The sequence below is a fragment of the Chryseobacterium sp. WX genome, assembly GCF_029542485.1.
Taxonomy (GTDB): Bacteria; Bacteroidota; Bacteroidia; order Flavobacteriales; family Weeksellaceae; genus Chryseobacterium; species Chryseobacterium cucumeris.
Map to the genome: position 1 here is coordinate 2,117,119 of NZ_CP120710.1, position 26,167 is coordinate 2,143,285.

At 36.3% G+C, this 26,167-nt stretch carries 17 protein-coding genes; 11 read left to right on the forward strand and 6 right to left on the reverse strand.

All coding sequences use genetic code 11. From position 1 onward, the window contains the following. The first annotated feature begins 583 nt into the window (after window positions 1–583). Both PZ898_RS09525 and PZ898_RS09530 read left to right on the forward strand, forming a co-directional pair. Window positions 584–2,098, forward strand: coding sequence for a hypothetical protein (locus PZ898_RS09525; RefSeq protein ID WP_277695390.1), 1,515 nt, complete (start codon window positions 584–586; stop codon window positions 2,096–2,098). A 1,058-nt stretch (window positions 2,099–3,156) separates the two neighbouring features. After that, the gene (locus PZ898_RS09530; protein WP_277695391.1) at window positions 3,157–4,995 is read left to right on the forward strand and encodes a hypothetical protein; all 1,839 of its coding nucleotides are present in this window, start codon (window positions 3,157–3,159) and stop codon (window positions 4,993–4,995) included. Window positions 4,996–5,213: 218 nt separating this feature from the next. Here the strand turns inward: PZ898_RS09530 and PZ898_RS09535 are convergent, their stop codons facing one another. The 3 genes from PZ898_RS09535 to PZ898_RS09545 form a co-directional block, all read right to left on the reverse strand. Then, a complete protein-coding gene (locus tag PZ898_RS09535) occupies window positions 5,214–6,500 on the reverse strand; it encodes a hypothetical protein (RefSeq protein WP_277695392.1) in 1,287 nt (428 codons plus the stop codon). Between the two features lie 483 nt (window positions 6,501–6,983). After that, the gene (gene dnaK / locus PZ898_RS09540; RefSeq protein WP_062674123.1) at window positions 6,984–8,879 is read right to left on the reverse strand and encodes a molecular chaperone DnaK; all 1,896 of its coding nucleotides are present in this window, start codon (window positions 8,877–8,879) and stop codon (window positions 6,984–6,986) included. A gap of 201 nt (window positions 8,880–9,080) precedes the next feature. Then, entirely contained in the window at window positions 9,081–9,785 is a 705-nt protein-coding gene (locus PZ898_RS09545; RefSeq protein ID WP_277695393.1) for a hypothetical protein, read from the reverse strand. A gap of 241 nt (window positions 9,786–10,026) precedes the next feature. Here PZ898_RS09545 and ppk1 point away from each other — a divergent pair, with 241 nt between their 5' ends. The 7 genes from ppk1 to PZ898_RS09580 all read left to right on the forward strand — a co-directional run bounded on the left by ppk1 (window position 10,027) and on the right by PZ898_RS09580 (window position 18,676). Then, window positions 10,027–12,099, forward strand: a complete 2,073-nt coding sequence (gene ppk1 / locus PZ898_RS09550; RefSeq protein WP_062674120.1) for a polyphosphate kinase 1 — start codon at window positions 10,027–10,029, stop codon at window positions 12,097–12,099. After that, entirely contained in the window at window positions 12,096–12,980 is an 885-nt protein-coding gene (locus tag PZ898_RS09555; RefSeq protein ID WP_277695394.1) for an exopolyphosphatase, read from the forward strand. The genes ppk1 and PZ898_RS09555 overlap by 4 nt, the downstream gene beginning before the upstream one ends. Window positions 12,981–13,292: 312 nt before the next feature. After that, the gene (locus tag PZ898_RS09560; RefSeq protein WP_062674115.1) at window positions 13,293–13,946 is read left to right on the forward strand and encodes an NAD-dependent epimerase/dehydratase family protein; all 654 of its coding nucleotides are present in this window, start codon (window positions 13,293–13,295) and stop codon (window positions 13,944–13,946) included. After that, complete coding sequence (locus PZ898_RS09565; protein ID WP_157885769.1) at window positions 13,943–14,092, forward strand: hypothetical protein; 150 nt, start codon at window positions 13,943–13,945, stop codon at window positions 14,090–14,092. Before PZ898_RS09560 ends, PZ898_RS09565 begins: the two co-directional genes overlap by 4 nt. Window positions 14,093–14,232: 140 nt before the next feature. Continuing rightward, entirely contained in the window at window positions 14,233–17,271 is a 3,039-nt protein-coding gene (locus tag PZ898_RS09570; protein ID WP_277695395.1) for a choice-of-anchor I family protein, read from the forward strand. Window positions 17,272–17,363: 92 nt separating this feature from the next. Then, window positions 17,364–18,191: a Sir2 family NAD-dependent protein deacetylase gene (locus PZ898_RS09575; protein ID WP_123279313.1), complete on the forward strand. Its 828-nt coding sequence runs from the start codon at window positions 17,364–17,366 to the stop codon at window positions 18,189–18,191. Between the two features lie 92 nt (window positions 18,192–18,283). Beyond that, complete coding sequence (locus PZ898_RS09580; RefSeq protein ID WP_277695396.1) at window positions 18,284–18,676, forward strand: DUF3060 domain-containing protein; 393 nt, start codon at window positions 18,284–18,286, stop codon at window positions 18,674–18,676. A 131-nt stretch (window positions 18,677–18,807) separates the two neighbouring features. On the opposite strand, the gene PZ898_RS09585 is transcribed toward PZ898_RS09580, so the two are convergent. After that, on the reverse strand, window positions 18,808–19,056 hold the full coding sequence (locus PZ898_RS09585) for a NifU family protein (RefSeq protein WP_002977212.1): 249 nt from the start codon (window positions 19,054–19,056) through the stop codon (window positions 18,808–18,810). A gap of 47 nt (window positions 19,057–19,103) precedes the next feature. After that, window positions 19,104–20,210 (reverse strand): Mrp/NBP35 family ATP-binding protein, encoded by a 1,107-nt coding sequence (locus tag PZ898_RS09590; RefSeq protein WP_062674106.1) that lies wholly within the window; start codon window positions 20,208–20,210, stop codon window positions 19,104–19,106. Between the two features lie 150 nt (window positions 20,211–20,360). Here PZ898_RS09590 and PZ898_RS09595 point away from each other — a divergent pair, with 150 nt between their 5' ends. Further along, entirely contained in the window at window positions 20,361–20,774 is a 414-nt protein-coding gene (locus PZ898_RS09595) for a hypothetical protein (RefSeq protein ID WP_277695397.1), read from the forward strand. Window positions 20,775–20,911: 137 nt separating this feature from the next. On the opposite strand, the gene PZ898_RS09600 is transcribed toward PZ898_RS09595, so the two are convergent. Next, a complete protein-coding gene (locus tag PZ898_RS09600) occupies window positions 20,912–23,254 on the reverse strand; it encodes a TonB-dependent receptor (protein WP_277695398.1) in 2,343 nt (780 codons plus the stop codon). Window positions 23,255–23,347: 93 nt separating this feature from the next. Between PZ898_RS09600 and PZ898_RS09605 the strand changes: the two genes are divergently transcribed. Then, window positions 23,348–26,149, forward strand: coding sequence for a GH92 family glycosyl hydrolase (locus PZ898_RS09605; protein WP_277695399.1), 2,802 nt, complete (start codon window positions 23,348–23,350; stop codon window positions 26,147–26,149). The last annotated feature ends 18 nt before the right edge of the window (window positions 26,150–26,167 follow it).

Here is a 26,167-nt window from a genome sequence, read left to right on the forward strand (position 1 = left end):
TTAAAAAAAGTAATAAAAAATACATAAAAACAACATACATCACACATACATCATACATCTAAATACTCATTAATAAAGACTCACAACACATGATACAACTTCACGACATCTGCTATAAAAGCACCTATTTCCACCTGGCAGCAAAAAAATTCCGTACAGAATCAACATATTTATCTGTCTCTTTATTAATTTAAATCAATAACACATTCATTTCTCCACCATAAACCGTGATTTGAAATTATAATGATAAACCAATCTTCATTTTCAACCTCTTTTAGTAAGCTGATAAAAAGCAACCAAGACAAAAAGTAAAGATAGCATCCTCCTTTTTAATTCACTACGTAGAGGTTTAATTTATTAATAATTTTTCCTCTTATCACTTATTTTTTTCAATAAAAACACGCAAATGATGTACCTATGATATACCCATGTTGTATCTATGGTAAGTATATAATACGCTTTACAAACTTCACCAAACATTACCTTTGCAAAATCAATAATAAGTAAAACATGTAGATAGTTCAGTAATATCTTCGTTGCTATTATAATTGTTGATATAAGAGATAATTAATTAACATATATTATGAAAAAAAATTTATTCGTAGTGGGGATGCTTGCTACTTTTTCATTGGTAAAATCACAGGTGGGGATTAATACCACAACTCCCACCGCAACCCTTGATGTGACAGCTAAAAACAGCACAGGTACTGGTACAACAGTAGAAGGACTGCTTATTCCCAGGGTAGACAGACAAAAAGCTCAGAGCATGACCGGAGTTCCGGTATCAACCCTTATCTATGTAAACAGTATTGCTACAGGTACTGCTACGGGTACTGCTTTAAATATTGATACCGTTGGCTATTATTATTATAATGGTACCATATGGACAAAGCTACATAACCCAACAAATTCAACTGCTGCTAATCTTTACAATACGGATGGTACCCTTACAGCAAACCGTACCGTTACACAGGGAGCCAATACCTTAGCATTTACAGGAACACAGACGAATGCATTTTCTGTAGATGGAAGTACCCTATCTATAGATGCTGCCAATGATCGTGTAGGTCTTGGTACCATAACACCTGATACCAAACTTACCATCAGTACGCCTGATAATAGCTTTGGATTAAATCATACCAATGGGACAGTGAACTTAAAAACATATATCGGAGGAGGAGTAGCCTCCGTGGGAACCACTACTGCTAATGATCTGAGATTCACAACGAATAACACTCAAAAAATGACTATTACTCCAGCAGGAGATGTAGGTATAGGTACCGTCACACCCGACACTAAACTTACCATCAGTACAGGAGATAACAGCTTTGGATTAAATCATACCAATGGGACAGTGAACTTAAAAACATATATCGGAGGAGGAGCAGGTTATCTGGGGACCACCACTTCAAATAATCTGAACCTGATGTCCAATAACAATACAAAAATGACCATTACTCCTGCAGGAAATGTCGGGGTAGGAGTTAATACTCCTGATAATTCGGCTTTGCTGGATCTTAATGCTGCCAATAAAGGGCTTTTACTTCCAAGAGTATCCCTTTCATCCACATCAGATGCCAGTACTGTTCCCGCACCCGCAAAAGGACTTATGGTATATAACAACAATGCAGCCATGTCGTCTCAGGGAGAAGGAATTTACTATAACGGAGGAACAAGCGCAGCACCAAACTGGGGTAAAATAGGCCCTGTTTCAAAAATGTATTTTAAATATTATACCTTTACAAACCCGAATGGAGATTTCATCTCTAATTTTGATACAAAAATACCTGTTTCTTCATATACTGCTATTGTGGTGGGGTTTGACACCAACAATCACGGCAGCACCACTGCTGGCTTTAAAGGTAATGGATCTACCAGTTTTGATTTTCAGGTACCAGATATATATACCTTTCAGCAGAACGGAACATGGAGAATTTATGCAGATGTTCCTAATGCAAGTAGTACATCAGGAAGTTCATTTGTTTGGGGAGTCAGGTTGTTGATCATTTCCAACGAACAAATGACTATTTTGAGTGATGGCGGTTATAACCTTGGAGGCAGCAGCGTCGGAGCAGCAACAGCTTCACCGGTTCCATAGCCGGAACAATAATGAAATCATCCGGAACATATCCGGATTCAAATACTCTTCAAAAAATATTTTGAAGAGTATTTGATTTATCGATCTGTCCCTTTTAGTAATGAAGCCGTTTAAACTCTTATATTATTATTTTTAACTACAAAAGACACAAAAGTTTAGACTCTTAATTTTTTTAGATTCAAACTTTATATATAATAATTCCATTTAAGCTTGGTGAAAATCTTTGCCTATTGAGCGAAGCCGACATGTCACTTATGTGAACTTTCCCACAGTCTCAAAGGTATTTTTAAATGAAACATTTTGTGACTTTTGTAGTTTTGTAAAGTTTAAACAACTTTAATAATAGCTTCGACGGGCTCAGCCTGATAACGTTTAAAAATTTTGGTTGCCACCCTGAGCCTGTCGGAGGGCTATTAATAAGAAAAACTTTATTACATATTAATCTCTGGTGTTAATAAAAGAGATATGTCAATAATATTATTAAGACGGGATAATTATTAGTATTCTGAGACTTACTCATCCTGGTTTGTATTTTTACACTTACAATGTGCAGTAATCACATTCAGACTTTTTAGAATTTTTATCCGTTTACAATCGCAAATATTTTTTAAACCGAAACATAAAAACCTTTAAAAAGGACTAAAGAATGTTAATATGCAGCAACAATTCCAAAGTTTAAATCAAAAAGAGAAAATGTATAAAAGGTTAATTATTTCACATAATAATGACAATTAAAAGTACAAAATACAAGTATTACACTCAAATAATGCATGCATGATGTATATATGGTGTATATCAAAAACACACAAATAGCTCAAATAAGATTTATTTTGCTAAAAATAATAAATATTTTATGAATATTATGAAACAAGTTTAAACCTAAAGAAAAAGCAATACCATAAAGCATGATTTTATTTTGTTTTAACCATCGAAATAAAAACAGAGAAGCAAAAAAAATGGATCTGATAGCAGATGTTAATCAGTATGGATACATTTTAGATATGATAGAGTTTTAAACAAGGAGATATTAATTTGTTCTAATCTTAATTTTTATACTTATGAAAAAAAAAATATTACTAGCAGGCTTGCTCACCACATTCTCTATGGTGGTTAAATCACAGGTCGGAATTAATACAACCAATCCTCAGGGAGTATTTAATATTGATGGATTAAAAAATAATCCAACAACCGGGATACCTACTGCTGCTCAGGCTAAAGATGACCTGGTGACAACTTCCAATGGCAATCTGGGGCTGGGTGTTATCAATCCCGGCACCACATTGGATGTGAACGGAGCAATTACCAACCGTGAAACGCCATTGGCTGTCACAGGTAATGCCGTTACGATCCCAGCTAATGTAAGTTTGGTACAGCTTACAGGAGCAGCTACTACAAACGTAGCTGTTACAGCGCCTGTTGCTCCTAATGCAGGTCAGCGCCTTATTGTCTACAATAATACCACAGGTGGATTTGGGGCTATTTTGAATGGCGTTACTGTTCCTAATGGTAAAGCACAGGAATTTATTTTCAGCAATTCATCCTGGAAGTCTATTGATGGTAGTTCCGGAGGAGGTTCTTCTGTCAATATTTATAACACTGATGGCACCCTTACGGGAAATAGAACGGTAACCCAGGGAGCCAATACCTTGGCATTCACAGGAACGCAAACCAATGCATTTTCCGTAGATGGAAATACCTTATCTGTGGATGCAGCCAATGGCCGTGTAGGAATAGGTACCACTACTCCTGATACCAAACTTACCATCAGTACTCCTGATAATAGCTTCGGTTTGAATCACACTAATGGTAGCGTTAATTTTAAATCCTATATCGGAGGAGGTGTAGTATCTGTAGGAACCACTACAGCTAATGATCTGAGATTTACTACCAACAATACCCAAAAAATGACAATCACTCCAGCTGGAAATGTCGGAGTTGGAACAATAACTCCCACTAATAAAATGGTGGTAGCTGGGAGCAATGCCCAGCCTTCTGCACTGGGTACAGCAACTACCAATGCCACGTTTCGGGTTGACGGGAGCACAAACCATGCTTTGGATTTCGGAACCTATGCAAACTCTCCTTATGGATCATATATTTCAAGCCAGAATAAAAGCTCGGCTGCAGGTCTTCCTTTAGTACTCAATCCAGTGGGAGGAAATGTTGGTGTAGGCACCAGTGCTCCTGATAATTCAGCTTTACTTGAGCTCAATGCAACCAATAGAGGTTTTTTACTGCCCAGGGTATCATTAACATCTATGACGGATGGATCTACAATTGCTTCTCCTGCAAAAGCGCTTATGGTTTATAATTCCAACACAGGATTAGCTCCTTATGGAGAGGGGGTTTATTATAATTCTGGAACTTCTACAGCTCCTAGCTGGAGTAAATTAGCTCCTCAGACAACTGACTATCAGCTTTTAGGGGTTTTTACTGATACAGCAACCTTTCCGGTAGATCAGCTAGCAACGGGAAATGGTGTTATTATAAATGATCTTGATCTGGGATTGTCTGTTTCCGTTACAGTTCCTGCCAATAGCACAGCTAAAATTGTTGTGGATTATAATGTTCCGGTCGGCACCACAAATACAGCTTCAAATGAATTAGGCTATTATGGTGTACGCTTTATCAGAAACGGCGGAGAAGAGCCAGCAGGCTCAAGAAAATATACTATTCCTGAAGGCAATAATGGTTCTCAAATGGTTTCTACCGTTGGAAAATATTCTGAAACCTATAACAATACCAGCGCTTCTCCTGTTATAATAACGTACACTTTAAATGGATATGTTGAAAGTACAAATCATCCAGTTAGGTTTAATATGTGGGCAGCTTCAGGACAAAACTTCAACTGGGGTGTAGGCTCAATATCTGCGACAGCTTTTGTTAAAGATAATTAATACAAAAAAAAGATTTAATAATTACTATAAAGGTCTTTTGGAGGAAACTTCAAGAGGCCTTTTTTATTTTCCTGAATCAATAAAATAAATATCAGATTTTAACTTTATTAACTAATCCTTTTAATTAATACCCGAGGTTAATGATTAACAAAGTTTTTTTATTGAGATGATTTAAGAATTACTGATTACAAAATATGTAAAACAGATATAAAATTTCGTTAATTATCTACCAGAGACTTAAGGAATTGATAAAGATCCACATCTGATCCGAGGTTGAGTTTTTTTCTCAATCTGCTTTTCTTTATCTGTACAGATCTGTGTTGCTTAAAAGTAAACTCAGCAATGTCTTTGGAAGAGAATCCTAACCAGATTAAAGCACAGAATGCCAGATTATCCTTAGTTAAATCCGGATTGATCGCCAATAGCTTTTGAGAAACATTAGGATAAACTTCATGAAACTTTTCCAAAAAACTAATATCATTATTTTTAGCCAATTGAATTAAATCTTCATGTACTCCTGAAATTCTTCTCTCCAATACTTTGGTTTCATCTTCTTTTCTGGAAATTATTTCTTTGCTTTCTAAGATTACTTTCTTTTTTTTATGATTCTGATAATATAAATAAGCCAATACTAACAAAATTAAAAAAATTATAATGCTGCTATAAATAAATATCTTTTTTTTGAGTGTTTTATTTTCTTCTGTTTTTTCTTTTTCTATTGTTTTTATAGATAACTCTACACCTTTGGCTTGTGAGTTTTCCAGGCTGTCTTTTAATTTTATATAATACTCCAGATATTGTTTCTCCTTTTCTAAATTACCCGAATTTTTATAACATGATATTAAAAGCTTGTATATATTTTTAGTATGCTCAATCGTTTTTAATTTTTTATTGTATTCAAGAGCTTTATCTAAAAATACGATTGCTTTTTCATAATTTTTTTCTTTAAAAAAATATTGTGCATAATAGTAATAAAAGACAGATATCTGATAATCATTAGGGTCATGTTTCTTTTTGCTTATTATATCCATTCCCTGACCAAGATAGGCTTTAGCAGAATTTTGGCTGGGTTGATATTCAATATAATGATTAGCAATTTGAGAGGTCGTGCTTAAGCTTTCATACAATAGAGAGGATTGTTTTAAATAATAGAGCGCAGAATCCAGATCTTTTTTTTCATAAAGAAAATTTGCTCTTGTAGTATACACGTAAGATAAAAATTTACCCCTTCTATCCTTATCTTCAATTTTATTTCCGTAATATCCCCCTTTAGAATTATACTTCAGACCTGTATCATACAGCTTCATGACATAATAGGCCTGCGAATATTCCTGATAGAGCTTAGCAATTGTAAAAAAATCAATCTCGCTTTCGTTTTTATGTAATATGCTCTCTGCTGCATTCAGATTTTTTATACTTTCTTCTCCATTTCCTAAATTCCAGCATTGATTGGCAATATTGATATGAGCCCAAATTATTCCTCTCACATAATTTTCTTTTTTCATTTTTTCTAACATCTCCTTATTCCAAAGAATAATTTTTTCTCTGGGAATATTTTTTTTCCCCATTTCTTTAGGCGTATTCAAAAGAATTGAATCATACTCTTTATATTTAAGATCTTGGGAAAACAGGAGTCCAGATGAGAAAAGAAACCCAACTGTAAATAAAAATTGAAATATGTGTTGAAAGTATTTCATTACATGCTAAAATAAAAATATTTTTAGAAAATAGCATTAAATTAATTAAATAGGAAACATATTTTATATATCATATATTTTTCTTAAACCATATTGCTTTTTATCTACATCTTTTTAATTGCTATTCGGTAAAATAATAATCTAATTCAAACTAAGAAATCTTCTGAAGAGTTATAAATAATATAAATATTAGAAAGGGTACAAAAAGATGAATGGAAAAATAGATGCATAAAAAACCCGCTTTAAAGTTTAAAGCGGGTTTAAATTATTTATTATTTATTAAATCAATAATTATTTTACTTCTTCGAAGTCAGCATCCTGTACATCCTCAGCTCCGGCGTTTCCACCTGCATTCTGAGCACCTGCTGCATCAGCACCTGGCTGTTGACCTGCTGCATATAATTCTTCAGAAGCGGCCATCCAAGCTGCATCTAACGCTTCAGTTTTAGCTTTTACGTCATCAGCATTTTTAGCTTCAAAAGCTGTTTTTAATTCTGCATGAGCTGCTTCGATTGCTGCTTTTTTGTCAGCAGAAAGTTTCTCACCGAATTCTTTCAATTGTTTTTCAGTCTGGAAAATCAATCCATCAGCCTTGTTGAAGATTTCAACTTCTTCTTTTCTCTTAGCATCCGCTGCAGAGTTTTCCTGAGCTTCCTTCTTCATTCTTTCGATTTCTTCGTCAGAAAGACCTGAAGAAGCCTGGATTTTAATAGACTGCTCTTTACCAGTTCCTTTATCTTTAGCAGATACACTTAGAATACCGTTAGCATCAATATCGAATGTTACTTCAATTTGAGGAACTCCTCTTGGTGCTGGTGGGATATCCTGAAGATCAAATCTACCGATTTCTTTGTTATCGTTGAACATTGGTCTTTCCCCCTGTCCTACTCTGATGCTTACAGCCGGCTGGTTATCAGAAGCTGTAGAGAATACTTCAGATTTTTTAGTTGGGATCGTAGTATTCGCTTCAATTAATTTTGTGAATACAGAACCCATTGTTTCGATACCTAAAGAAAGTGGAGTAACGTCAAGTAATAATACATCTTTTACATCACCTGTCAATACACCTCCCTGGATTGCTGCACCAATAGCTACAACTTCATCCGGGTTTACTCCTTTAGATGGTTTTTTACCGAAGAATTTTTCTACTTCTTCCTGGATGATTGGGATTCTTGTAGAACCACCTACCAGGATCACTTCGTCGATATCAGAAGTGGATAAACCAGCATCTTTTAATGCTTTAGCCACAGGCTCCATAGATCTTCTTACAAGATCAGCAGATAATTGCTCGAATTTAGCTTTTGTTAAAGTCTTCACTAAGTGTTTAGGACCTGTAGCAGTAGCTGTGATATATGGTAAGTTGATTTCAGTCTGAGGAGAAGAAGATAATTCAATTTTCGCTTTTTCAGCAGCTTCTTTCAATCTTTGAAGAGCAATGGCATCAGCTTTTAAATCTACACCTTCTTCAGCTTTGAACTCATCAGCCATCCAGTTGATAATCACATCATCAAAGTCATCACCTCCCAAGTGCGTATCACCGTTTGTAGACAATACTTCAAATACACCGTCTCCTAAATCAAGGATAGAGATATCGAAAGTACCACCACCAAGGTCATATACTGCGATTTTCTGATCTTTATGGTTTTTATCAAGACCATACGCTAACGCTGCAGCGGTAGGTTCGTTGATGATTCTTTCTACTTTAAGACCTGCAATTTCACCAGCTTCTTTAGTAGCTTGTCTCTGTGCGTCGTTGAAGTATGCAGGAACAGTGATTACCGCTCTTGTTACTTCCTGACCAAGATAATCTTCAGCAGTTTTCTTCATTTTCTGAAGAGTCATTGCAGAAATTTCCTGTGGAGTATATTCTCTATCGTCGATTTTTACTTTTACTGTATCGTTTGGTCCGGCAACTACTTTATAAGGTACTCTTGTGATTTCAGAAGCATCATCTTTAAAGTGGGTTCCGATAAATCTTTTGATAGAGTAAACAGTTTTTGTTGGATTCGTTACAGCCTGTCTTTTTGCAGGATCACCTACTTTTCTCTCTCCGTCTTCCGTAAAAGCTACGATAGAAGGAGTAGTTCTCTTACCTTCTGCGTTAGGAATAACAACAGGGTCTTTACCCTCCATTACAGCAACACAAGAGTTGGTTGTTCCTAAGTCAATTCCAATTATTTTACTCATAATATTTTATATTTTTTCTATTTTTAATTTAATTTACACTCTCAATTTCTCAATATCTGTACCATTCAAAAAATTATGACAAAATGACACAATAAAAATAAAAGCCCCGATAAAATCGAGGTTTTGAAATTATATTCAGGAAAAAAAATCATTTTTTATGTATGAAGATATGTCAACTTCTCCTCTGTGAGGTGAAAGATACTATTTACTTTCTTTTAAAACCCGGATTAAAAAGTACCCAAGATCAGGATCTACGGAATATATCCTTCCTGTATTAATGCCAACTCCCATTCCATTAGCTCCAAAACCTACACCGTCTATTCCAATGCCTGAAAAGCTGTAGAATTTATTAAACTGCTCCGGCTTCCATTTTACCCATACTGCCATTCCAGTAATTCCTCCTTTTACTATTTTAACCTCTTCATTTTCCTTTATTACTACAGTTGCGAATGTATTGTCTTTTACTTCTTTTCTGGCTCCGTTTACTTTAAACTTTGACGTATTTTCACTATTTAAAACGGGTTCCCCAATAATATAAATTCTATTTTTTTCAATCAGCAGACTTTGATCTTTGATATCAGAATCCCGGATATGATAAGTATCCAATATCAGTTCAGACTCATTTTGTTTATCTCCTTCTTTGAAACTCACAATAAAATAGGCATTGGCCCCTGCATTCTTTGCTTCATCGCTAATAGCTATAAACAAATGTCCGAGGTAGGTACCGGGATAATGAGCTTTATATCGTCCTAAAAAAGCAGATTTATAGTTTTCCTGATTCTGTAAAGGAATCATAAATTTTTGAGGAGACAGGTTTTCCAAATTTCCTTTTTCCAAGACCTCTACATATTGACTGTATACCCAACCAAATAACTGTAGCAGAAGTATAATCGTAATTTTTTTCATGGTTACAAGTTTTTATAATTCTTTAAAGCATTTTCTCCAATGAATATATATCCTGATTAATGGCAAATAGTTCGTGATATAAATATATCAAAAACCACTGAAAACCAATTACTTTATAAGGAAAATCGAAAATCACAAAGAACAACTCACCAAACCTTTAAAAATTAATCAAAGTTTAACCTAAGAAATAGAGGCAGAATCTTTGTGAATTATTATTTTTGATAAAATATACACATTTAGAATGTCAATACACTTTAATCCCCGAGATATTACTTGGCTTGCCTTTAATGAAAGAGTTTTGCAGGAAGCTATGGATGAAAAAGTTCCCTTACATTTAAGAATACGTTTCCTCGGAATTTTCTCCAACAATTTAGATGAATTTTTCAGAGTGCGTGTTGCCGGATTAAAGCGCGCCATGGATTTTAAGGAAAAAGTGATTGCCGAATCTTTTTATCAGCCGCCATCCAAGATCCTTCAAAGAATCAATGAAGTTGTGATGAGACAACAGCTGAATTTCGATAAAACCTGGAAAAAAATCCAGACCGAAATGGCTGATCATAAAGTTTTCATTAAAAACGCCAAAAACCTGACAGCCAACCAAAAAGAGTTTGTCAGACAATATTTCGATGAAGTGGTAGAATCCAATGTGATTCCGATTCTTCTTCATGAAAATACTCCTATGCCTTATCTGAGAGACAAAAGTCTTTATCTGGGAGTGGCTATGAGAAAAAAAGACTGGCAGTATTCCAGCAATTATGCCATTATTGAAATTCCATCCCGCTTTGTGGGAAGATTCGTATTGCTGCCAACGGAAGATCCGGAAGAAAAAAATGTCATGTTACTGGAAGATGTGATTACCTTTAACCTTCCGCATATTTTCTCTTATTTCGGATATGATGAATTTGCAGCCAATGCATTCAAAGTAACAAAAGATGCAGAACTGGATCTGGATAATGATATCAGAACCAACTTTGCAGAAAAAATAGAAAAAGGTCTTAAAAACAGAAGAAAAGGGAAGCCCACCCGTTTTGTTTTTGATAAAGATATGGATAAAGCTTTGCTGGAACTTTTGATCAGGAAACTGAACTTAACGAAGAAAGACAGCATCATCCCTGGAGGAAAAATTCATAATTTCAAACATTTCATGGATTTCCCTGATGTTTTTGAAAAGTATGAAAGACCTGTAGAAAGAACTTCTTTTACGCATCAGGCATTTGAACATGGGGGAAGGGTGACTGACGTAATTTTAAAAGAAGATGTACTCCTTACCTTCCCTTATCACAAGTACAATCCGGTGATTGATCTTCTCCGTGAAGCCGCTATGGATCCGGATGTAAAATCCATACAAATTACAGCGTACCGTCTGGCAAGCAGTTCAAAAATTATCAATGCTCTGATTTACGCTGCCAGAAATGGTAAAGAAGTGACTGTGATGCTGGAGCTTCAGGCAAGATTTGATGAAGAATCCAACCTGGAATGGAAAGACATGCTGGAGCCTGAAGGAATTACTGTTCTTGTAGGAATTCCTAATAAAAAAGTACACGCCAAACTTTGTGTCATCAAAAAGAGAGCCCACAATAAAACCATTCAGTATGGCTTTGTAAGTACCGGAAATTTCAACGAAAAAACAGCCAGAATATATGGTGATCACCTGCTGTTGACCGCTGACCGCGGCATCATGGCGGATATCAATAAAGTATTCAATGTATTGAAAAAACCGAAAGATGACTTTATTCCTATTTTGAAAACTTGTAAAAATTTATTAGTTTGCCCTCAGTTTATGCGTGAAAAGATTGTTCACCATATTGATAAAGAAATCGAAGAGGCCAAGGCAGGAAGAAAAGCAGAAATCATCGTTAAAGTCAACTCAATGAGTGATCGTGCTCTGATTGAAAAAATATATGAAGCTGCCAAAGCCGGAGTGGTGACCAGAATGATCGTAAGAGGGATCTATTGTGCCGTCAATCAAAAGGAATTCAGAGAAAAAATAAAAGCCATCAGTATTGTAGACGAATATCTTGAACATGCCAGAGTCATGTATTTTTACAATAAAGGGGCCGAGGATATGTACATTTCTTCCGCAGACTGGATGACCAGAAACCTGGATTACAGAATTGAAGCAGCCGCTAAAATCACTGATAAAAACCTTAAGAAGGAATTAAAAGACATTCTGGACATCCAACTTAAAGATAACGTAAAGGCAAGGATTTTAGACAAAAAACTGAGCAATGAATACGTAAGAAATGATAAACACGAATGCCGATCACAAATAGAAACCTATAAATATTTAAAAGCTAAAACAAGCAAGAAATGAAGATAGCAGCGATAGACATAGGGAGTAATGCAGCCCGCCTTCTTATCAATGAAGTAAAGATCAACAACAGAAAGCCTGAATTCATCAAGCTCAACCTTCTCAGAATTCCTCTGAGACTGGGAATGGATGTTTTTACCATCGGAAAAATTGGTCCGGAGAGAGAGAAAATGGTCATTGATTCCATGAAGATCTTTAGTGACCTGATGAAAATATACAAAGTAGATCATTACAGAGCCTGTGCTACCAGTGCCATGCGTGATGCTGCCAACGGTAATGATATCATCAATCTGGTAAAAGATACATCAGGAATCAATATTGAAATTATTTCCGGTGATGAGGAAGCTACCCTGATTTATGAAAATCATGTTGCAGAAGGTCTTGATAAAGAATTTGCCTATCTATATATTGACGTTGGTGGAGGTTCTACAGAGCTTACCTTCTATGAAAATGGTAAAATGGTCTATGAAAAATCTTTCAATATCGGAACGATCCGTCTTCTCAATAATCTTGTGACTATGGACAACTGGAAAGAAATGAAGGATGAGATCAAAAAAAATATTGTCAGCAAAAAGCCAATTGTTGCTATCGGTTCCGGAGGAAATATCAACAAAGTATTCTCTATGAGTAAAACCAAAGACGGAAAACCGATGTCTTTGTCTCATCTGAAAAAGGTTTACAAAGAATTCAATGAGCTTTCCGTAGAAGAAAGAATGACCAACTACAGCCTGAGAGAAGACCGTGCTGATGTACTGGTACACGCCCTGGGCGTCTTCAACAATGTGATGTCGTGGTCTGATATCAACAAAATTTTTGTTCCAAAAATTTCCGTAGCAGACGGATTGATCCATAATATTTACAGTCAGCTGCAACATAAAAAGTAACAACAAACAATACGATTGAAAGCCAGCCATTTTTGAGCTGGTTTTCTATTTTAAAAACATTTCCATGTCATTGCGAGGAACAATGTGACGAAGCAATTTCTATTATTAAGTTTTGGCTAAAGCCAAGAGAAGGTGGCTCATTTTTTAAGGCGGGCTAAAGCCCACCCCTATTGAATTATTGAATCCGGACATTTAAGACAACATCTTTTATCTTTTATCTTTTATCTTTTATCTTTTATCTTTTATCTTTTATCAAAAAAATTAAAGTAAAACCTCATCCTCATCCGTCATACCCATATCAATAGCAAAGCAATGAACCCAATCAAAATACTTCTTACAGGAGCTACGGGAATGGTAGGCGAAGGTGTTTTAATGGAATGTCTTGAAAATCCAAATGTTTCTGAAATCCTGAGTATAAGCCGAAAACCCTCCGGTAAAACACATCCCAAGCTGAAAGAATACCTTGTCTCTGACTTCCTTTCGATAGATCTTCATGATGAAAAACTGAAAGGTTATGATGCCTGTTTTTTCTGTGCCGGAATCAGCAGCGTTGGCATGAAGGAAGAAGAATATACCAAAATCACTTACGATACAACGCTTCACTTTGCCAAAGCTGTTTTGAACCAAAATCCTGAAATGGTGTTCAACTACGTATCCGGGGCAAGTACAGACAGTACGGAGAGTGGAAAACTGATGTGGGCACGGGTAAAAGGCAGAACAGAAAATGATTTGAAAAGAATGGGTTTCAGAGGAGCTTATAATTTCCGTCCCGGATTCATGAAACCTGTTGAGGGTCAAACCAATGTAAAGTGGTTTTTTAAACCTTTTATTTGGATTTTTCCTATTTTTTTTCAGTCAAAATCATTAACTTTACACGAAGTGGGTAGAGCAATGATCAATGTGACACAAAAAGGATACCCTACATCTACTTTAGAAATTAGAGATATTAAAAATTTAGCGCTATGAGAGACATGTTAAAAAGAATTGTTCTGGTTATTTTTGTACTCTTGCTTGTGACTGCTGTTTCAGGATATTTTTATATGCAGAAACATCCTTTGGAAGGAAATAAATCAAGAACGATTTTAAATTTTTCGGGAAAATCAGGAAAATAATTTCACTATAAAGTTTCTTATTCACATAATTTTTATTTTTTATTGGAAATAAACCTATTTTTTAAACATTTCTTAAAGTTCCATTAAAATAATTGCAAGGTATAAAGTTCATTTTTGTATTTATCTAATTGAAATAAAAAATGATCAACAACTACCTATTAAAAGGGTCTGTGATTGCCGCATTCTTCTTTCAGAGCGGTCTTTTCGGACAGACACTGATTCATTACTGGAATTTTAACGATAATACTTCTGCAGCTACAGTTACTACCCCTGCTTCTACGATGGTGAACGGTTCTCTTGCACCTATAGCAGGAGGAACAAGTGTCATCGATTTTGCCGGAGGTACCGGACAAAATTTTAGTCTGCAAAATTTAAATGCAAGAAACGGTGATGTTTCCGGAACCCATTTAAGATTCAATAATCCGATTGGAGGGGCTTTACAGTTTAATCTTCCTACAACGGGCTATAATAACATCGTTGTTAAGTTCACCACCAGAAGATCCGGTCAGGGAGCAGGAACACAGACATGGTCTTATTCCACCGACGGAACTACTTTTATGCAGTTTCAGACGGTGAATCCTCAGGATGCCGATCCACAATTGGTTACATTGGATTTTTCCACTATACAGGGAGCCAACAACAACCCTAACTTTAAATTAAAGGTAGAATTTTCCGCAACGGGAGGCGGAACAGGAGGAAACAATCGTTTTGACAACTTTACGGTGGATGCCACTCCTGCAGGAAATGTTGATACTACTCCACCAACAGTCACTTACCTGCCTGCCCATAATACCAATAACGCTTCAACAACTGTAAATCCAACCCTATCTTTCAATGAAAATGTAAGATTAACTGATAATTCTGCACTCAACAATTCCAATGCACAAAATCTTATTGAATTCCGTCTTGGAAATGCTACAGGTACACAAGTTCCGTTCACTACAACTTTCAGCAACAATACCATCACTGTAATCCCAACTTCCGGACTAGTGCCAGGGCAGACTTATTATCTGGCTCTCAAGCCCAATATGGTAGAAGATTTCAATGATAATGGGCTTACTGCCGTTACTTCCAGTACTTTTACCACTGCCGGAACAGCAATTTCTTTAGAAAAGAATTTCATCAAAGTCAATGAAAATTCAGGAAATCTTGCATTTAAAATCAATATTACCAATCCTTCTACCTCTACAGTGAATCTGGTTGTAAAGCCAGCACCGTTCAGTACAGCTGACGGTAATGATTTTACTTTAACTAATCAAACTATTAATATCACTCCATCTACAACGAGTTATACCGTCAATATTCCGATTATTGATGACACAGTGGCAGAACAGCAGGCTGAATATTTTGTGGTAAGCCTTGAAAATCCTGTTGGAGCAACTATTTCAGGAGACAATTCTGCAACGGTTTATATTGTAGATAATGATAAAGCGGCTCCGGTTCCTTCTCATCAGATCCAACTGAATTATCTTCTAAGTTTTGATCCTTCAGGAAATAATAGCAGCTCTACAGAAATTGTAGTTCATGATCCGTCAACACAACGTTTATTTACGATCAGCTCCATTACGGATGTTTTTGATATTATTGATTTCAGTAATCCTTCAATACCCTCAGTCATAAAAACAGTGAATATGGCTCCTTACGGTGGGATCACAAGTATCGCTGTGAAAAACGGAATTATTGCAGCCGCCTCTCCCAATACTGATCCTCAGCAAAATGGATCTGTGGTATTTTTTGACATCAATGGAAATTTCCTTAAGCAGGTAACTGTAGGAGCTTTACCGGATATGATAACATTCTCCCCTGACGGAACAAAAGTAGTTACTGCCAACGAAGGAGAGCCTAATGACGCTTATACCGTAGATCCTGAAGGAACTATTAGTATCATTGACATTTCAGGAGGTGTTGGAAATCTTACCCAAAGTAATGTAACGACACTTAATTTTAATAGTTTTGATAATCAGGTAGCAGCATTAACCGCTACCGGTTTAAGAAAAGTAAGAACAAATAATACCCTTTCTCAGGATCTGGAACCTGAATATGTAACCATCAGTGCCGACAGTCAGAAAGCATGGGTAACCCTTCAGGAAAATAATGCCATTGCTGAAATAAACCTGGCTACCAAAACGATCACAGGTATCTGGGGATTGGGCAAAAAAGACATGAGTCTTCCGGGTAACGGATTTGATGCTTCAGACAATAATGGTGAGGTTCTAATCGCCAACTGGCCGGTAAAAGCGTATTATGTACCGGATGCAGTACAAAATTACAAAGTAGGAAACACCAACTATATTGTAACCGCTAATGAAGGTGATGAAAAGGATCTTTCAGGATTTAGCGAAAGAACGACTGTGGGAGCAAGCACTTATATTTTAGATCCTGTATTGTTTCCGAATGCCAATGTTTTAAAAGCTTCCTATAACCTCGGCAGATTCAGGATTTCATCTGCTACAGGAAATATGGATGGAGATGCAGAGTTTGAAGAAATGGCAGCTTTAGGGGCCCGTTCATTCTCTATTTTCAATGCTGATACTAAACAGATTGTATATGACAGCGGAGATCAGTTTGAACGATATATTTCAGCTTATCATCCTTTGATTTTCAATTCGGATAATGAGTCTAACGCTACTAAAAACAGAAGCCGCGCCAAAGGTCCGGAACCGGAAGGAGTAGCATTAGGGAAAATCAATGACCAGACGTATGCTTTCATTACTTTAGAAAGAACTGGCGGTGTTATGGTTTATAATATTACAGATCCTAATACCCCTACGTTTACAGATTACAAAAATTCCCGTTCTACTTCAGCATACGGAGGTGATAATGGTCCTGAAGGAATTATCTACATCGCTCCTGAAAACACTACAACCAATAAAGGTTATGTGATTATCGCCAACGAAATCAGCGGAACTTTATCCATATATGAAGTGGCCACGCCTGCAACACTAGGAACAGGTGAAATAAAAACCGAACAGGCCACCTTTACTATATTCCCAAATCCTGTCAACAAAGGAAATACTCTTTATTTTAACAGAAAACAGGATTATGAATTGTACGATATGTCCGGAAAATTGATCGGGAAAGAAAAGAATGCTTTAACCATAAGCACTGCTAACCTTTCTACGGGAGTTTATCTTGTAAAAACTTTGGAAGGACAGATCAAAAGAGTCATTGTAAGATAAAATATAATATTTAGTTGATTGAAAAAGCTTCGGAGATTCCGGGGCTTTTTTGTTACTGGAAAATTCATTAGTTTTAAACTTTTAATAACACAATGGAAAATCAATTAGAGAATATTATTCAACAAGTCTGGCATAAAGAAAAACGAAATCTCTTTACATTTCTTACCGGTGCAGGAATTTCATCAGACAGTGGTATTCCTACTTATCGTGGAATAGATGGAATTTGGGTAAAAGGAACTCAGTTTCACAAGCCTGAAGAATTTGGAACGTTACGTTATTTCAGACAGCATCCGGAAGAAGTTCTGCAGTATTCTCTTTTCAGAAAAAAAATGTTTGAAAATGCTTCTCCCAACGAAAGTCATTTTGCATTGGCAGATATTGAAACTCAACTTCAGGACAGATTTCATCTGCTTACCCAAAATATTGACAACCTTCACCGCCGTTCCGGAAGCCAAAGAATCTATGAAATCCATGGGAATAACCGGGAGATTAAATGCTCAAACGGATGTAAAGAAATTATGGATCTGCCTGTGGACATACAAAGCAAAGATCTGGATGAAGATCTTACCGCGAAAGATAAAGAACTTTTAACCTGTGCTCATTGCGGGCATTGGATGCGCCCGAATATTTTATGGTTTGATGAATATTATGATGAAAAAACGAACAAAAAATTCAGTGCACTTAAAATTGCCAAAAACAGTGGTGTTCTTTTTATTGTTGGTACTTCCGGAGCAACGAGCCTTCCTATTGCCATTGCCGAAACCGCACTCAAGTATGGAGCTTTTATCGTAGACATTAATATGGAAGACAATAACTTCACTGAGCTGATCAAAAATAAAAAGAATGCATTAATCATCCGGGAAAAATCTACTGAAGTATTAAAGGTAGTTAAAGAAATTATTACAAAAACCGTCTCCTGAAGCAACCTGATTATTTATGATGATTTAACTTTTAAAATTCTTGAAAAAAGCATTTTATATCTATATTTATCCTCAACAAAAACCAATTCACAATGAAAAATATTAAAACTGGAGGAATTCTTTGTTTCCTGCTGCTGGGAACAGCTACTGCATTTTCACAATCAAGAAAAGTAGAATCTACAAAAGGAGTAGAAAAAACAGAAAGCGATAAGGTGGTACATATAGAAGGTGTGGGCCACAAGCTCAATTACGCTCTCAATGGAGGCGTTGTTGAGGTAGAAGGTGGCGACAACACATTAACAGTCAAAGGAAGTGCTAAAAAAATTACGGTTTCAGGAACAGGTAATAAAGTATACATCGATAAAGTGGATAAAATCTCCATGGAAGGTGGCGGCAATATGGTCTACTACCGGACTTCCGGAACAAAATCAGGAAAGCCGGATGTTTCTATAGAAGGGGTAGGAAACAAAGTTGTAAAACAATAAAAACATTTTTTTTGAGTCTGAAAAATTTCATCATAAACCTGACGGGTTTGGTAGGCTTAGTGGACTCAATATGCAAATAAAAAGACAGGCCTTAAAAAAGCCTGTCTTTTTAAAAATATCTCAGATATATTTTACTCTACGTTGATTACCTTTTCGATTTCCGGAGCATGTTGTTTAATTGTATTTTCAACACCCAGTTTTAAGGTTGAAAAATTCAATGAACACCCGGAACAGTTACCTAAAAGTTTCACAAACACCTGATTATCTTTCACATCAATAAGCTCAATATCACCTCCGTCTTTATTCAAAAATGGTCTGATGCTTTCCAGAGCTTCCATTACTCTTGTTACGGTATCTTCGTGCGTTATGTTTGTTTCCATATTTTTTCAGTTCAATTCGGTTTTTTCAAATTTTATTGAAATTATTATTATTTTGCTTTTGGCGAGCATCCTGCCATCGTAGAAATCTTCACAGCTTCAGTAGGAGGAAGATTTTTATTTCTTTCCACTAAACTTTCTACCATTTTTCTGGCAGTTTCTGTGTAGATATCTGCAATTTTAGATCCTTCCTGAAGCGCAGCTGGTCTTCCAACGTCTCCTGCTTCTCTGATGCTTTGGATCAATGGAATCTCTCCTAATACCGGAATTCCAAGATCTTCCGCTAAATATTGTGCTCCCTGGTTTCCAAAGATATAATATTTATTGTCAGGAAGTTCTTCCGGTGTAAAATATGCCATATTTTCGATCAATCCAAGAACCGGAATGTTAATACTTTCCATCTGGAACATCGCAATTCCTTTTCTTACATCTGCTAATGCAACATGCTGAGGTGTACTTACGATGACCGCTCCTGTTACAGGCACTTCCTGGATAATTGACAAGTGAATATCCCCTGTTCCCGGAGGAAGGTCAATTAATAAGAAATCCAGCTCTCCCCATGCAGCATCTCTGATCATCTGGTTCAAAGCTTTTGAAGCCATAGGACCTCTCCACACTACAGCCTGATTAGCGCCGGAGAAATATCCTATTGAAAGCATTTTAACTCCATAATTTTCGATAGGCTTCATCAGATTTTTACCATTCACTTCTACAGAAATTGGTTTCTGTCCCTCTGTATCGAACATGGTAGGAACTGAAGGACCGTAGATATCTGCATCCAATAATCCTACTTTAAAGCCCATTTTGGCTAACGTTACTGCCATATTTGCAGAAACGGTAGACTTCCCTACTCCTCCTTTACCGGAAGCAATAGCGATAATATTTTGAATTCCCGGAATTTGTTTTCCTTTGATCTGACTTTGCTGAATTTCACTAGGCTCCGGAGAAACGATTTTAAGTTTTAAATGAATGTCTTCTCCAAACTCACTGGCAAAAGCCTGTTTCATGGCAGCCTCCAGTTTTTTCTTTTCGTGCATTGCAGGTGAATGAGCAGTCATGTCAATATAAACATCGTTACCCATAATCTGAAGATTATTCACCAAATCGTCTACTTCTATTTCTTTAAGGAATTCCTGAACCTTTTCTTTCGTCAACATATAAATATAAATTGTTTACAAATTTACGGATTTTTTCGGTAATTTAGAATCAATAAAATCTATAATATCAGGTGATAAATCAGATCGTTAAAAATTTCTTATTTGTGATTTTTATCCTGACATTACACCCAACCTCAGAAAGCAATTGATATGAGAACCAATACCTATCCTTCCAAATACGCACAGGCAAAAGGAATATTTACCATTGGAAAGACGAAATTCAAATGGTATGACCTCGCAAGTGATCCTTCGGAAGTTTCCCGGCAGGACATTGATAATGCACAATTGTGTATTGAAAATGCTGAAGAAAATTTTAAAAACATCGATGATCTGGGATTCGTCATCATGCATCGCTGTGGAGAAAATTATCTCCTGTTAGTCTGCACATGGCGCAGTGAAAATGAATTGTGGGAAAGAAACAAAACCCATCTTCCAACTTACTGTGTCTGGGAAATGGGCATTGTATATTATGAATCTCAGTCCTGGAAAAAATATCTGGGTTCCGGACGGGAAGAAAAAGACAAAGAGGACTATCTCAATGATTTCTTTGAGGGAGAAGTGTAGAAATTTTCTGTTTTGTCATTGACTATATCGAATCTTCGATTTCTGACGACTGAAGAACCTCATAAAATAAAAGATTCTTCATTCCACTCCGTTTCATTCAGAATGGCATGCATAAAAAACAATTTAAAGTCAGAGTATTAATTGGCTCTGTTCTTTTCATCAAACCTTACATTACGATCCATTCCTTTTACTTTTTTATTTCCAAAAGTATAGGTTGCTGATAAAGTAAGTCTTCTGGCGTCGTAGTAATTATTGTAAGAATGTGTTCCTGTTGTATAATAAATTTCTCCCAGACTTTTGCCTTGCTTTAATATATCTGAAACAAATATATTCAGCTGAAGGCTCTTTTCCATAAGATTCAGCTTCACCCCTGAAGTAAGATTTCCAGCAAACTTCATATAGGAATTTCCGGAATTGGAAGGCAGACGGAACCAGTAATTCAGAATCAGCTGTATTGTTTTACTTTGATTGAGTGATATATTATTCTGAAAATCGAAATCATAACTATTCCCTTTTCTGGCAAGAGCATCGGTTGCAAAAACATCCGTATTCATATAAGAATAATTGGCCGAGTAATTCGCTTCCCATTTTTTGAAAAAAGTATCTGAATAGTTAAGGGAAACTCCCATGCTGTTCTGGTTGTAATAATTTTCAAAAGTACTCACCCTGTTTTCTCCTTTCAGGGTGGCAAGCTGACTAAATGCTTCCACGGTTCTCTGAAAATAAGCTGATGCCGATAATTTTCCTTTGTACACGTAGGAAAGTTCAAAATTATGATTGATAGAGGGCTTCAGGAAAGGATTTCCGGTAAAATAAGAATTGATATTGATGTACCAGCGGTAGGGATTGATCGCTCGGAATCCCGGTCTATTGATTCTTTTGGAATAATTCAGGTTGAAAGTATGGTTTTCATTGCTTTTATAGCTGATATAGGCCGTTGGAAAAAATTTCCCATACGAATTTTCAGTCCGCTGTCCGGAAGTTAAAGAATTTCCGTTGACCACCGAATATTCGTAACGTAAACCTGCTTTTGCCGACCATTTTTCGTTGAATGACTTTTCAAAACTTATATAAGCTGCATAATTTTTCTCGTTATATTCAAATTCATTGCTTTTCAAAGGATCTGTAATATATTGTCCGTTCGCTAAGTTCTGATAAAATATACTGGAGTTATTATCAAAATTGGTGAATTTCACTCCACCTTCTGTCTTTGCAAACTGATAAGGCAATGTAAGATCCGCCTGCCCGGAATAAATTTTATAATCCACCATAGAAGGCGATTTTACCACAAATCTGTCTCCCGAACTCTCTGTTGTAGTAAAATCAATAATTGTTTCCGGAGTATTGGAAAAATAATTTCCTGTGATACTCAGTTTATTATCCTGCTTCCCGAATTTCAGATCATAATACGCGCTGGCCGTATGTTGTCTTCCTGTAGCTCTGTGCTGTGCATCAGTCAGTAGTGTATTGGTATAAATCCCATTCTGGAAATAGTTTGAAGTATTTCTGATATCCATATTGGAATGTCCGAATCCGAAATCATAAATAAATCCGACATTGGACTTTTTACTTAACTGATAATCCAAACTTAAATTGGCCCCCAGTCCATCCCCGAAATCTCTTCTATTATCATTGCTTTTAAGACCATCTGCACCTTCTATCCAATAGTTTTCATAGGAATGCTTTTCATTTTTATTCTGTCTCAGCTTTAAGGAAGAACGCAGTTTTTCGTTCTGATAATTTACGGTTACACTGTTTGAATTCCCGGTATAGGTTTGCTGCTGAAGACTGCTGGTAAGGCTTCCACTCCATCCCAAGTTTTGATTTTTCTTTAAAACAATATTGATTAATCCGCTGTTTCCCTGTGCTTCATATTTGGCAGGAGGTGCTGTGATGACTTCAATTTTTTCTATATTTTCAGATCTGAGACTTTTGAGATAGGTAACCAGTTCAGCATCTGACAAATTCAGAATTCTGTCGTTAATCATTACTGCCACCCCACTTTTCCCAACGATGGAAACTCCGGTGTTATCATCTACTTTAACCAGAGGAGTTGTCGCAAGAGCATCCACAGCATCCATCCCCTGTGAGGCAACAGAATTGGATACATTGAAAACCAATCTGTCTGCTTTTCTCTCAATCAGTTTTTTTCTGGCAGTAAGCGTAACCCCTTCGATTTGTTTTTCATTCTTTTTTTCAATAAAAAAGTCCTGTTTTACTTCTCCGTTGATGACAATATCTCTGTTGGAAATTTCTATACCATCCTGTAGAAGCTTAATGGTATAGTTTCCATTTTCTGAAAGTTTCAAAGAGTAATTTCCTTTTTCGTCTGAAATGGAGGTGTGTTTTTTCTGATCTTTTACGGCAATCACCTCAATGTAGGGGACAGCATTTCCAGCCTGAGAGATCTTTCCTTTTATACTTTGAGCTAAAGCAATAGCGGGCAACAGCATGATTACAGCTAGTACTATCTTCTTCATGAATTATATTGTTTTTAATAAGACAAATCGTAAATGCCTTTTATTACATCTCTTTTACTGTTTTTCAATATCTTCGTTCTTTAAAATCAAAACATGAAAAAAGGGCTTATTGCATTTTCCATATGTATTACTCAAATTATTTCCGCACAGAATTATTCCCAATATGTCAATCCCATGATAGGAACCGGAGGCCATGGCCACACTTTTCCAGGGGCGATTGTTCCTTTTGGAATGGTACAGCTTTCTCCCGATACCAGAATTGACGGAAGCTGGGACGGATGCAGCGGATACCATTATTCGGATTCTGTCATCTACGGCTTTTCTCATACCCATTTAAACGGTACAGGAGTTTCTGATTATGGAGATATTATGCTGATGCCTACTATGGGAAATCCAAGCCTGAACAGCAAAGACTATTCTTCGAAATTTTCGCATAAAAATGAAAAAGCAACAGCAGGATTCTATGCTGTAAAATTAGATAAAAATAATATTGATGTTCGCCTTACAACGACAAAAAGAGTCGGGTATCATGAATACACTTTCAACAATGCCGGAAATGCCAATATCATTTTAGACCTCAACCACAGAGATAAGCTTCTGGAAGGTGAAGTAAAGATTATTGATGATACAACCATTGAAGTTTTCAGAAGAAGTGAAGCATGGGCTACCAATCAGTACATCTATGCCAGAATTGAGTTTTCAAAGCCTATGAAAATTTCAAAAAAAGACACCAATGGAAAAGAAGAAGACAATCTTTTTACGGGGACAAAACTTGCTCTGGCATTTTCAGCTAATGTTAAAAAAGGAGAAAAGATCAATGTAAAAGTCTCTGTTTCTCCTACAGGCTATGAAGGAGCAGTAAAAAATATGCTGGCAGAAGGAACATCTAATGATTTTGAAGCAGTAAAAAAACAGGCAGAAACGAATTGGGATAAAGAACTTTCCAAAATTGAGGTGAAATCTGATGATAAAAACAAATTAGCTGTTTTTTATACTGCACTTTACCATGTCTTCACACAACCGAACATCAATATGGATGTTGACGGAAAATACAGAGGCAGAGATAACAAGCTTTATACCGCCAATGGTTTTGATTATTACACCGTATTCTCACTTTGGGATACCTTCAGAGGCGCTCATCCGCTGATGACTTTAATTGACAGAAAAAGAACTGCTGATTTTATCAATACCTTCATTAAACAATACGAACAGGGAGGAAAACTTCCGGTATGGGAACTGGCTTCCAACGAAACAGAATGTATGATTGGCTATCACTCTGTTTCCGTCATTGCAGATGCTATGGCTAAGGGAATTCAGGGGTTTGATTATGAAAAGGCATTTCAGGCTGCAAAAGGTTCTGCCATGCAGGATATTTTTGGTTTGAATGCTTACAAACAGAATCATTATATCAGCATAGATGATGAGCATGAAAGTGTTTCCAAAACAGTAGAATATGCCTATGACGATTGGTGTATTGCTCAAATGGCGAAAATTTTAGGCAAGAAAGAAGACTATCAGTATTTCATGAAACGTTCTCAGAACTGGAAAAACCTTTACAATCCAAAAACAGGTTTTATGCAGCCAAGAAAAAACGGGAACTGGTATGAGCCTTTTGATCCGAGAGAAGTTAACAACAATTATACGGAAGGAAACTCGTGGCATTATTCATATTCTGTACAGCAGGATATTCCGGGGCTTATTGCAGCGCATGGCGGAAAAGAAAAATTTGAACAGTTCATTGATGCTATTTTTACAGCACCTGATAAAACAACGGGAAGAGAACAAGTGGATATCACAGGATTGATAGGACAATACGCCCAGGGAAATGAACCAAGCCATCACATTGCTTATTTATATAATTTCGTTGATAAGCCAGAAAAAACAGATGCAAAAATCAAATACATCCTTGATAATTTTTATAAAAATACACCTGACGGCCTTATCGGAAATGAAGACTGTGGCCAGATGAGTGCATGGTATGTTTTAAGCTCAATGGGAATTTATTCTGTCACTCCGGGATTACCGGAATGGGAAACCACAACGCCTTATTTTGACGAAATTAAAATTCATCTTGAAGACGGTACTACCAGAACAATTACCAAAACTACTGGCAGAGCTGAACTTAAAAAACTGGGATTCGAAAATGTGAAATCGGCTAAAGATTTTAAATATGCTGAACAAACCGCTTCACCAGTAATTGCTGCAGACAGAATTTTTGATTTTTCTACCAAGGTAGAAATCACTCCACTTAATGCCAATGACAAAGTGTACTACATGACGATAGATGAAAGTGACAGCAATAAAAGAAAGACGTTCTCTACTTATAAAGGACCATTCTCCATCACCAAAACCACTCAGGTAATGGCTTATGCTGAAAGAAACGGAGAAAAAAGTTCTGTAACCACAGCTCACTTCAACAGAAGACCTAATTACTGGGATATTAATATTTTATCAAAAGTGACTCCACAGTACAGCGCTACCGGAAACCTTGCTCTTATTGACGGTATCAGAGGGGATGTTAACTGGAGAAAAGGGGAATGGCACGGATATCAGGGACAAAATTTTGAGGCAGTCATTGATTTTAAGTCCCCTAAGAACATAAAATCATTATCTTCCACTTACCTTCAGGACAGCAAAGCATGGATTATAATGCCTAAAAAAGTAGAATATTACGCCTCCATGAACGGAAAAGATTTTGTCCTTCTGAAAACGGTTGACAATACTATTGATCCTAAGGATGAAAAAGTACAGATCAAAGACTTTTCAACAGAAATTCTTCCTACCGAAGCACGATATATTAAAGTAAAAGCTTACTACTTCGGAAAACTTCCGGAATGGCATCAGGGAGCAGGCGGTGATGCTTATATCTTTATTGATGAAATTGCTGTGAAGTAAAAAAACAAAAAACAACAC